We start from the raw sequence: 11,748 nt of genomic DNA, 5'->3' as shown, positions 1-11,748 counted from the left end.
TTGTATTCTCTTATTCTGCGTTGTCTAAAAATTCTTTGAACTTTTCAGCCCATTTATCGAAGAACCTCTTGCGTTCTTTCGGTGTATTGTCCATCACTTCCTCTTCTTCATTCTCATTCTCCTGAACTACCCCCTCCGAACCAGTTGCTTCTTCCATTGCCACAGCCGTGCTTGGTTGAGCGGCTTTGTCCCTGCTGTTCAAACTATCTAGTACCAGTCCAACTGCTGTTGCAAACATCGGACTCGTAGTTTCCGAATCACTATCCCCTGCTAAATGTTCGTTCGGGTAGCCGATTCGAGTGTCCATTCCGGAAATGTACTCCACCAGTTGCTTGAGGTGTTTTAGTTGAGCACCTCCACCGGTAAGTACTATTCCCGCGATCAATTTTTTCTTCTGGTCCTCATGACCGTAATTCTTAATTTCCAGATATACCTGCTCAATGATTTCCACCACTCTCGCGTGTATGATCTTGGATAGGTTCTTCAAGGTGATCTCCTTTGGCTCCCTGCCTCGAAGTCCTGGGATAGAAACGATCTCGTTGTCCTTGTTTTCTCCCGGCCATGCCGATCCGAACTTTATTTTCAACAATTCCGCCTGCTTTTCGATAATGCTGCAGCCTTCCTTGATGTCTTCAGTAATAACATTTCCACCAAACGGTATTACCGCCGTATGACGGATGATACCATCTTTGAAAATGGCTAGGTCGGTAGTACCGCCCCCTATATCGATAAGTGCCACTCCAGCCTCTTTCTCTTCCTGACTCAATACCGCGTTGGCAGATGCAAGAGGTTCCAGAGTAATTCCTGACAATTCCAGTCCGGCACTTTTCACACATCTTCCAATATTCCTGATCGATGAAACCTGCCCAACTACTACATGGAAATTGGCCTCCAATCGACCTCCATACATACCGATGGGCTCTTTTACTTCAGCCTGACCATCTACTTTAAAGTCCTGCGGAAGCACGTGAATTATCTCCTCTCCCGGCAGCATTACAAGTTTGTGTACCTGGTTGCAAAGCCGGTCGATATCTTCTTCGTCGATCACCTCGTCGCTATTCGACCGGGTGATGTAGTCGCTATGCTGAAGGCTACGTATGTGCTGACCCGCAATTCCAACCACTACTTCCGAAATCTTCATATCGGAGGAAGCTTCGGCATCCTGTACCGCTTGCTGTATGGATTGAATGGTCTGTGTGATATTATTCACCACACCCCTGTGTACTCCCAGGCTTTTGGACTTACCGATACCCAGGATCTCCATTTTGCCATACTCGTTCTTTCTACCGATCATGGCAACGATCTTGGTTGTCCCAATGTCTAACCCAACAGCAATATTTTCGTGTTCCATGGCTTTACTTTTTTGTTGCTACCACCTGATCTCCAAATTGCAGATCGACCAGGCTGTAATTGTTAATCAGATTGTCTTGTTTGGTCTTTTTATAAAACGCCTTGAAGTTTCTAAACTTTCTGGCGATGTCCCTTGGCTTTCCGAAGTGAACTTTTAATTCGTGTTTTCGCAATCTTAGAATTACATTTCCACTGCCTTCTATATGCAATCCTACCACACTGCTTTTCATAAAATCATCTCCTTCTATTTCGAGCAGTAATTGTGTTACTTCGGTTAAATCTGATTGAGATCTTCCTGTGATCAATGGAACTCTAGCTGTGTAGACCGAAGAAAGCGGCATTTTTTTTCCGTCTTCGTCCAGGTAATAATCCGGACTCGAAGCCACTCTGGCAATTGGATTTCGCTGCTCGATCTGCGCTCCGAGGGCTCCATCCACGGTCACAAAAACCTCGGCATCCCGGATCATAGGATTCCCTAGCAGCCTTTGCTCCATCTCATTCAAATCTAAAGTTTCTTTGACTATACTCGTAACACTGTCTGTATTTTGTATTAACAATTTATTAACCGCATCATGAGTGATAAATGGCTCATTTTCATCGGTAAATTCGATGTTGATCTTTTCAAGATTCCGACTTGCATTTCGCTGTCTCGAGAAGCCCAGAAGGAAGACCACCAAGACCACTAAGACACTCAATTTTATGAACCAACTATTAACCTTCATCGCTCAGAAATTTTGTGATTCTATCCACCTCGGCTCCAATATCTCCGGCGCCTACTATAAGTTTTATACGGCTCCTGGATTCTTTTATTGCCGCAGGAAGTTCGTTTTTACTGGTCAACGCTACATTATCCTTATCAATTTTACCCATTAACCACAAAGAAGTTACCCCTTCTATGGGCTCTTCCCTGGCTGGATAAATGTCTAGCAATATCACTTCATCAAATCGGGCCAGGCTCTCTCCAAATCCATCGGCAAAATCCCTGGTTCTGCTGTACAAATGAGGCTGGAACACGATTAATTTTTTATCGTCAGGATACAATTCATTTACTGCCTGACTAAGGGCGTCGATCTCTGTTGGATGATGAGCATAATCATCGATAAGCACCAGGTCGTCCCGCCTGATCCTGTAAGAGAATCTCCTTTGAACTCCACGGAAGTTACCTAATGCTTTGGGCAGACAATGGGTTGGGGAACCTGCTAAAATTGCCATACCCAAAGCAGTAACTGCATTCTGTAGGTTATGATGTCCGGGCAGTGAAAACTGTAAATCCCTGATGAGTTCATTCGGTGTTTTCAGATCAAAAACATATTGGCCGTTTTCTATGCGAACATTCATCGCTTCAAAATCGGCTGAGGATTCTACAGCAACCGATTTGCCATCTAACGGCAATCCTTTTTTGTGTAATAGTTTTTCTTTGGAAGGCAACAACTCAGCAAACTCCCTGAAGGCATCCTCCAGGGTACCTTTGTCTTCATAGATATCGAGATGATCCGCGTCCATTGAAGTTACACAGGCAATGTCCGGACTCAGGGTTAAAAACGAACGGTCAAACTCATCGGCTTCCACTACGGTGATCTCCGTTCCCCTGCTTATGAAATTCGAATTATAATTCTCTGCTATGCCTCCTAAAAAAGCGGTGACCGGCATGTCACAGTCCGCCAACAAATGACCAAGTATAGCCGATGTTGTTGTCTTTCCGTGCGTGCCAGCCACAGCCAAACATAAAGTGTTTCGTGTCACCTCGCCCAGGAACTGAGCGCGCTTAATCACAGTATAATTCTCTGTTCGAAACCAATTAAGCAAGGTGTTATCTTTTGGTATCGCCGGGGTGTAGACCACCAGCGTATCTTCATTGTTTTTTATCGCATCAGGCACTTCCGAAACCTCATCGATATAGGTAACCGAAATTCCTTCCGTTACCAGTTCCCTGGTAAGTTCGGTTTCAGTTTTGTCGTAGCCACAAACCTGTTTCCCTTGTAGGTTCACAAACCTCGCCAGGGCACTCATCCCAATTCCTCCAATGCCTATGAAATAGACGGCTTGTATGTTATCGAGTTTCTTCAAGAGCTACTAATTAATTTTTCAATCTCATCCACGATCTCACGTGTTGCATCGGGACGAGCGAGTTTCTTTATATTTTCAGAAAGAGTTCTTTGTTTTTCTTCGGAATGCAATAGTTCAGTAAATACGGCTTCGAACTTCGTTTCGGCTTCCGATTCTCTTAATAAAACTGCTGCATTCTTTTCGGAAATTGCCTGGGCATTCTTTGTCTGATGATCTTCAGCAACGTTAGGTGAAGGTATAAAGATGACAGGTTTACCCACCAGGCATAATTCAGAAACAGAAAGTGCACCGGCCCTGGAAATAATGATATCCGCTGCTGCATACGCCAGGTCCATCCTGTTCAAAAAGGCATGCACCTGAACCGTTCCTTTGCTTCTGTCTTTGTACTCTTCATAATAAAACTTTCCACACTGCCAGATGAGCTGCACGCCTTCGGAAGTAAGCATCTCCAAGGAGCTGTCGATCAGTGTATTGATCTTCCGGGCGCCAAGGCTACCGCCCAGAATAAGTAAGGTTTTCTTTTCAGCATTCAGATTAAAGAAAGATAGCGCCTCACTTCGATTCTCTGAGATATCGAGTAGGTCCTCACGCACAGGATTTCCGGTCATCACGATCTTTTCCGAAGGAAAGAATGCATCCATACCATCGTAGGCCACGCAGATCTTTTGCACTTTGTTCTTCAACCATTTGTTAGTGATCCCCGCATAGCTGTTCTGTTCCTGGATGAGACAGGGAACCCTTCTCATGGAAGCTACTCTAAGCAAGGGTGCACTGGCATAACCACCCGTCCCGATCGCAGCATCAGGACGAAACTTGCGAATTATCCCTTTAGCCTGAATGAGACTGGAGGCCAGCTTTAGTGGGAAGAGTAAGTTCTTTAAACTTAAATTCCTTTGAATACCGGAGATCCATAGTCCTTTAATTGAATAACCAGCCTGCGGAACCTTTTCCATCTCCATCCTGTCCTTTGCCCCAACAAACAAGATCTCGCAATCACTATACCTGCGTTTTAATTCGTTGGCAATAGCTATGGCCGGGTAGATATGCCCCCCGGTTCCTCCTCCTGATATGATGAATTTATAAGGTTTCACTTAATATTTCGAGAGGATTTTCCACCTCTTCCATTTCTTTTAATTTCGCTTCTCTTTTAGCGCTAACACTTAGCACCATACCTAACGCCAGGCAGGTCATCCAGATCGATGTCCCACCACTACTGATCAATGGTAAGGTCTGTCCGGTAACCGGGAACAGTTCTACTGCCACAGCCATATTGATCAATGCCTGGAATACAATGGGTAATCCCACACCAACTACGAGTAAGGTACCAAAAGCCGAACTGGCCTTGTGGGCAACAATTACTAGCCGAAACAACAACAACAGGTACAGGAACATAAGAGTCATCGCACCTACCATCCCGAATTCCTCAACGATGATGGCATAAATGAAATCTGATGATGATTGTGGTAAAAAGTTCTTCTGAACACTCTTCCCGGGTCCAAGGCCGGTCACTCCTCCTGATGCAATCGCGATCTTGGCTTTTTCGATCTGGTAGTCGGCTTCCGTATCGGCATTATCTGTAAAACTTTCAATTCGGCTCATCCAGGTATCCACCCTGTTATCGAACAATCCCGGGAAGGCTTTGACAGTAAGTACAAAGAGTGCCAGCATAACCACCCCGGCGCCAAGGACAATGCCTAAATACTTTAATGGATAGCCGCCAATGAATACCACTACCACAACCATGGCAAAAATGATTGCTGTAGTTGAGAAATTGGCAGGTAAAATAAGGGCTAAGACCAGGAATACAGGTAACCACAAGGGTAATAAGGACTCCTTGAATGTGATCGTTTTGTCCGTGATCTTCGAGAGATATCTGGCAACATAGGTAAGAAGAACAACCGCCGCCAGTGTGGATGTTTGGAATGTCACACCAACAAACGGAACTCGAATCCACCTGCTCGCATTAGCTCCTTCGATTGTAGTTCCCTGGGAAAGCGTAATGAGCAACAGGATAATAACAACGGGTAAGGCGATAATGGAAAGTCCGCGGAAATATCGATAAGGAATTTTATGAACTCCGTACAGGATGGCAAACCCTAAGAGTAGGTGCGCAAGGTGCTTCAGTAAATACGGTAAAGTACTGCCATCACCATAGAGATACGCCAGGTTACTGCTGGCACTGTATACAGGGAGGAAAGAAAAGAGCGCCAAGAGGCCCGCAACTGCCCAGATCGCTTTGTCTCCTTTGATATTTTTAAATATTCCCTGCATATCTAATTCTCGCTATAGATTTCTAACTGCTTCTTTAAATTGCCTTCCTCTATCCTCGAAATTCTTAAAGAGATCAAAACTCGCACAAGCTGGGGAAAGCAATACGGTATCTCCTCTTGTTGCCAGTTTGTAAGCGATCTCAATCGCAGCTTTCATAGAATCTGTTTCAACCATTATATCCACACAACTTCCAAACTGGTTGATGATCTTTTCATTATCAACACCCAGGCAGATGATGGCTTTCACCTTTTCGTTTACAAGCGGTAACAACTCGGTGTAATCATTTCCCTTGTCTTCTCCACCGGCGATCCAAACAGTTGGCGTTTCCATGCTGTCGAGAGCATAGAAAGCGGCATTCACGTTAGTTGCCTTAGAATCGTTGATATACATCACGTTGTTGATCTTAAGTACTTTTTCCAGTCGGTGTTCCACCCCCTGGAAGTTTTCCATGGACTCCCTGATGGTCGACTTCCTAATTCTCAGCAGGGCCGCCACCGTAGAAGCCGCCATGGCATTTTTAATATTGTGTTGTCCTTGTAAACCTAAAGTTGCGATTGGCATAATTTCTTCTGTGTTGTTTAGTTTTATTATTATTTTTTCATCTTCTAAATACGTTCCCTTTTCAAGTTTTTTAGTTACTGAAAAAGGTATCATCTGAGGTCGTGTGTTATGTTCCGAAAGCCATTTATCGATCACCGGATCGTCTGCGTCGTAAATGAAATAGTCTTCCTCCGTCTGGTTCATCAGTATCCTGAATTTCGCCTCCACATACTTGCTGAAGTCGTATTCATACCTGTCCAGGTGATCGGGAACGATATTCAGTAGTACCGCAATTTGATTTCGGTATTCTACTATTCCATCCAACTGAAAACTGCTCAGCTCCAGCACGTAATACCGATGGGCATCTTCGGCTATCATCCCTGCAAAGCTTCTACCGATATTTCCACCCAGTCCAACATCCAGTCCACCCTGATGTAAAACCTGGTAGGTTAGATTGGCTGTAGTAGTCTTACCGTTTGTTCCGGTAATACCCACCAAATGCGCATTCGCATACTTATAAGCGAACTCTATTTCAGAAACCACCTTAACACCTTTGGCCAGTAGTTTTTGTACTATGGGTGCCGTATCAGGTATTCCCGGACTTTTCATCACCAGGCTGGCATTCAAAATCTTTTCTTCGGAATGGGTTCCTTCTTCCCACTCGATCTCATGATGTATAAGAACTTCTTTGTATCTATTGTTTATGGTTCCGTAATCCGATACAAATACTTCGAAACCTTCTTTTTTTCCTAGTATGGCGGTTCCGGCCCCGCTCTCCCCTGCTCCCAGTACTACTAAGCGCTGCATACTTATCTGATCTTTAAAGTCACTATGGTTAGAATTGCCAGAAAGATCCCTACAATCCAAAACCGGGTAACGATCTTACTTTCGTGAAATCCTTTCACCTGATAGTGATGATGTAATGGTGACATTCGAAAGATCCTTCTTCCTTCACCAAACTTCTTCTTCGTATACTTGAACCAACTCACCTGCAGTACCACCGACAAATTCTCCATCAGGAAAATGCCACAGAGGATGGGTATCAATAATTCTTTTCGTATTGCAATGGCTATTACAGCTATCACACCTCCAATAGTAAGGCTACCCGTATCTCCCATAAACACCTGGGCCGGGTAAGCATTGTACCATAGAAAACCTATGAGAGCTCCAACAAAAGCGGTGATAAAAATGGTCATCTCTCCCGTATTCGGGATGTACATGATGTTCAGGTAATCTGAAAAGATCAGGTTACCCGAAACCCAGGCAAAGAGGGCCAGTGTGACGGCAATGATAGCTGAGGTCCCTGCAGCCAGGCCGTCTATTCCATCGGTGAGATTTGCTCCGTTCGAAACAGCGGTGATGATAAATATGAGGATAGGGATGAAGATCAGCCAGATGTAATCCTTTGCTCCTTCACCAGCCCAGGAGATCAGACTTTCATAGTTAAATTCGTTCTTCTTAACAAAGGGTATGGTGGTAAGCAGGCTATTCTCCTCCGGGCCAAATTCCAGAGTCGGATCTTCCACCTGGGCAGTGATCTCGGTTGCGGGAGCTACATTATCCTTTTCCAATCGAACAGTAACATCTGGATGCCAGTACATAATAGCCCCCACGAAGATGCCCAGTCCAACCTGTCCTATCACTTTGAATTTTCCGGGCAGTCCTTTTTTATCGTTTTTGAATTTCTTGAGATAGTCGTCTATAAAACCAATGGTCCCCATCCAAAGTGTGGTTACGATGAGCATGATCACATAGATGTTGTCCAGTTTCGCCAGTAAAAGCACCGGAACCAGGGTAGCGAGGATGATAATGACCCCTCCCATGGTAGGAGTACCCGCTTTTTCATTCTGACCTTGCAAACCGAGGTCGCGAATGGTCTCTCCCATTTGTTTTCTCTGAAGAAACCGGATGATCTTCTTTCCGAAGAAAGTAGCGATCACCAGCGACAGGATCACGGCCAGTGCCGCCCTGAAGGTGATAAAACTGAAGAGTCCCGCCCCTGGGATATCAAAGTTTTTTTCTAAATACTCAAAAAGGTAATACAACATAGTTTACTTTTTTAGGGCGTTTATGAACTCCTTCACAATTCTAAAATCATCGAAATCGAAACGTTCACCATTGATCTCCTGGTAGGTTTCATGACCCTTCCCGGCAATAAGGATGATGTCGTTTCTATCGGCCATCTGACAAGCTGTTTTTATCGCCTGTTTTCTATCTGTAATTGACAGCGTACGTTTAAAGTGCTCTGGTGGCACTCCGGCTTCGATCTGCTCTATTATATCTTCGGGCTTTTCACTTCGTGGATTATCACTTGTGAAAATCACTTTCGTACTCAATGAAGCCGCGATGTTCCCCATTTTAGGGCGCTTTTCGGCATCCCGATCACCGCCACAACCTACTACGGTAATGAGTTCTTCGTTGCCTGTACGAATACTATTGATGGTATGGAGCACATTCTTCAATGCGTCCGGTGTATGCGCATAATCGACAATGGTTGTTATGTTTAAATCTTCTGAAACGGTATACTGAAACCTGCCGGTTACACTTTCCAGGTTGCTCATCAATTGAAGTACTTCGATCGTCTCAAGGCCTAAGAGATCGGCTGTTCCGAAGATGGCCAGCATATTATACGCGTTGAAAGCGCCGATTAGTTTTACCCATAGTTCATTGTTGTTGATCTTCAGAAGAAGACCGCTAAACTGGTTCTCCAAAATCTGGCCCTGGTAATCAGCATAGGTTTTTAAGGCGTAAGTATATTTTTTTGCCGCCGTGTTCTGAAGCATCAGAGGACCGTTCTTGTCGTCGGCATTAGTAAGGGCAAAAGCCGATTTAGGCAGGTGATCAAAAAAGGATTTCTTTACATCCCGATATTCCTTGAATGTCTTGTGATAGTCGAGATGGTCATGGGATAGATTGGTGAAAATTCCACCCACAAAAGTCAGTCCTTCTGTCCTTTTTTGATGGATTCCGTGGGAACTCACTTCCATAAAGCAATATTCAACACCTGCTTCCACCATTTCTCTTAAATAGTGATTAATGGTAAGTGAATCCGGGGTCGTGTGTGTTGCTTCAAATTCCTTACTTCCCACCATAATACGAACAGTGGAAAGCAAACCTGTTTCAAAACCTGCCGAACTTAAAAGATGATATAGTAATGTGGTTATGGTCGTTTTGCCATTGGTTCCTGTCACTCCAACAAGTTTCAGTGATTCTGAAGGATTCTCGTAGTAGTTCGAAGCCATAAGCGCCAGGGCTTGCTGACTATCATTTACCTGCACATAAGTAATACCATTGATAACGAGTTCCGGCAACTCTTCGCAGATCACGGCAAGCGCTCCTTTATCAGTGGCCATTTTGATGAAATCATGACCATCGGATACGGTACCACGAATTGCTACAAAGACATCATTGAGTTCAACTTTACGAGAATCAAAATGAATGTTACCTATAGCCACAGCAGTAGTACCCACTGTCTTTTCAATGGAAACCTTATACAATATGTCTTTCAGTAAGATCATTTAAGCATTAATTGTATTATCTGACGTTTGCGGAACGCAGCTCCGGGCTCGATAGACTGCGAAGCAACCGTTCCATTTCCTTTGATTTCCACTCGCATCCCCATGTTTTCTAACAGGGACACAGCATCCATACCGGCCATCCCCGAAACGTCAGGAACCGCAGTGCCGGTTTTCTGCACTTCGTTGTAATAATTCTCGAAATCGGAGGCAAAAGCTTCATCCACTCTATCCACTTCGTCTATCTCTGCGATCCTGGGCGAATCTGTAAATATCTTCTGGGCAATACGCTTAAATACTGGACCTGTTACATCGGCTCCATAGTATCCTTTTTTAGTACTAGGCTTGTGGATAACAACGATGCATGAATACTTGGGATTTTCCGCCGGGAAATAACCTGCGAAGGATGAGATATATTTGCGATCCTTTTCCCAGCCTGGCAACCAGTATTCGGTTCGTGCCGTTCCTGTCTTACCGGCCATAGAGAAATATTCAGAATACAATCGTTCACCTGTTCCTCGCTTCACTATGTTTAGTAGTATATCCTGAATCTGACGAAGAGTTTCATCGGAACATATCTTTTCGTTGATCACTTCTGTTTCGAATGTTTCCACCTCCTGGTTCCACTTCCGAATTTCCTTGATAAATCGTGGCTTCACCATCACGCCATCATTCGCTATGGCATTATAAAATGCAAGTGTTTGAAGCGGGGTCAAACTAAGATTGTAGCCATATGCGATTGATGGTAAGGCATTTTTACTCCAATTTTCGTGGCCGGGACCCGGTATCATCGGCTTGCCTTCACCGAGGATAGGTATACCGATCTTCGAATTCAGATTCCAGCTGTTGAGTCGGTCAATGAACTTCTGAGGCTTCTTAGCGTAGGCTTCATCGATGATGGTGGCCAGGCCAATATTTGAAGACACCTCAAGTGTTTTGGCTGCTGAGATCTCGCCGTAACCACCTCTTCGGCTATCTGTGATGCTTCTTCCGTAAAATCGCTTGGTTCCGTTTTGTGTATCAATTACCGTGGAGGTATCGATCACCTTATCTTCCAGGGCTGCCATGAAGGCCATAACTTTAAAGGTCGATCCCGGCTCATGGCTTTCGCCTACTGCGTAATTCAGTTTCTCATAATAGGTGCCCTGCTTTGTTCGCCCTAAATTGGAAACGGCTTTTATTTCCCCGGTCTTTACTTCCATAACGATAACCGATCCATGCTCGGCTTCATAATATTCCATTTGCTTCAGCAAGGCATGATGTGCAATATCCTGGATGTTCACGTTGATTGTTGAGATCACATCGTAACCGTCTTGAGGTTCGATCTCGTTATTGTCTGATACAGGTTTCCACTGGCCTTTGGCTATCTTCTGCTTTAGTCGGCGCCCATTCTTCCCCTGCAGGTATTGATTAAAGGCTCCTTCGAAACCTACTTCATATACACCGGGTTCATTTTTATTCTGGCTACCCACCAGTCGTTCACCGATCTTCCCCATGGGATGCTCGCGAACGGTATGCTGATCCATAATAAATCCACCTCTGTATGGTCCTTTATTGAATAGTGGAAAGCTCTTAACTTTTATGTATTCTGAATACCCCAGATTCTTTGCCACCAGTAAGTATCTGTTCTTATCGGCTCTTGCCTTTCTGAATCGCTGCTGATAGTAGGATGCAGACCTACCGAACATCTTGCTGAGTTCTTTCGAAAGGGGAACGAGATGTTCCTTGAAGTCTTCCGAGGAAACCGTTACCGCGTCAAATCGTATTTCATACTTCGGAACTGAAGTGGCGAGCAGACTTCCATCGTCGGCATATACATTTCCGCGATTTGCAGGTATCTCGAAATTCTTGGTTGTATTCCTTTGCGCCAGGTCGCGATATTTCTCACCTTCCACGAACTGAATGTTCATGAGTTTGAAAGCCACGGCAAATGCAAAGACGAACATACATCCGGCGATAATATAGAGGCGGTTAAGTATGTTTTTGTCTTCCGTAGCCACCTGTT

General features: G+C 44.6%; 9 protein-coding genes. All 9 read right to left on the bottom strand.

Going from position 1 to position 11,748, the window contains the following annotated elements:
• Positions 1-10: 10 nt before the first annotated feature.
• From ftsA to J1N09_RS09475, 9 genes are read right to left on the bottom strand one after another with little or no spacing between them, the layout of a single operon-like run.
• Entirely contained in the window at positions 11-1,351 is a 1,341-nt protein-coding gene (gene ftsA / locus J1N09_RS09515; RefSeq protein ID WP_265199942.1) for a cell division protein FtsA, read from the bottom strand.
• Positions 1,352-1,355: 4 nt separating this feature from the next.
• The gene (locus tag J1N09_RS09510) at positions 1,356-2,072 is read right to left on the bottom strand and encodes a cell division protein FtsQ/DivIB (RefSeq protein ID WP_265199940.1); all 717 of its coding nucleotides are present in this window, start codon (positions 2,070-2,072) and stop codon (positions 1,356-1,358) included.
• The gene (locus J1N09_RS09505; RefSeq protein WP_265199939.1) at positions 2,062-3,417 is read right to left on the bottom strand and encodes a UDP-N-acetylmuramate--L-alanine ligase; all 1,356 of its coding nucleotides are present in this window, start codon (positions 3,415-3,417) and stop codon (positions 2,062-2,064) included. Before J1N09_RS09505 ends, J1N09_RS09510 begins: the two co-directional genes overlap by 11 nt.
• Complete coding sequence (murG, locus tag J1N09_RS09500; RefSeq protein WP_265199938.1) at positions 3,414-4,508, bottom strand: undecaprenyldiphospho-muramoylpentapeptide beta-N-acetylglucosaminyltransferase; 1,095 nt, start codon at positions 4,506-4,508, stop codon at positions 3,414-3,416. Before murG ends, J1N09_RS09505 begins: the two co-directional genes overlap by 4 nt.
• Positions 4,495-5,688 carry an FtsW/RodA/SpoVE family cell cycle protein gene (locus J1N09_RS09495; RefSeq protein WP_265199937.1) on the bottom strand — a complete coding sequence of 398 codons (1,194 nt, stop codon included), beginning with the start codon at positions 5,686-5,688 and terminating at the stop codon, positions 4,495-4,497. The genes murG and J1N09_RS09495 overlap by 14 nt, the downstream gene beginning before the upstream one ends.
• A gap of 12 nt (positions 5,689-5,700) precedes the next feature.
• Positions 5,701-7,035 (bottom strand): UDP-N-acetylmuramoyl-L-alanine--D-glutamate ligase, encoded by a 1,335-nt coding sequence (gene murD / locus J1N09_RS09490; protein WP_265199936.1) that lies wholly within the window; start codon positions 7,033-7,035, stop codon positions 5,701-5,703.
• Positions 7,036-7,037: 2 nt separating this feature from the next.
• Positions 7,038-8,276 (bottom strand): phospho-N-acetylmuramoyl-pentapeptide-transferase, encoded by a 1,239-nt coding sequence (gene mraY / locus J1N09_RS09485; RefSeq protein ID WP_265199935.1) that lies wholly within the window; start codon positions 8,274-8,276, stop codon positions 7,038-7,040.
• A 3-nt stretch (positions 8,277-8,279) separates the two neighbouring features.
• Positions 8,280-9,746 (bottom strand): UDP-N-acetylmuramoyl-L-alanyl-D-glutamate--2,6-diaminopimelate ligase, encoded by a 1,467-nt coding sequence (locus J1N09_RS09480; protein WP_265199934.1) that lies wholly within the window; start codon positions 9,744-9,746, stop codon positions 8,280-8,282.
• On the bottom strand, positions 9,743-11,743 hold the full coding sequence (locus tag J1N09_RS09475; RefSeq protein WP_265199933.1) for a penicillin-binding protein: 2,001 nt from the start codon (positions 11,741-11,743) through the stop codon (positions 9,743-9,745). Before J1N09_RS09475 ends, J1N09_RS09480 begins: the two co-directional genes overlap by 4 nt.
• Positions 11,744-11,748: the final 5 nt, after the last annotated feature.

Source organism: Aureitalea sp. L0-47 (assembly GCF_026126405.1).
Classification (GTDB): domain Bacteria; phylum Bacteroidota; class Bacteroidia; order Flavobacteriales; family Flavobacteriaceae; genus Pukyongia.
The sequence above is the reverse complement of the archived record's forward strand: the minus strand, read 5'-3'. Positions and strand labels throughout refer to the sequence as shown.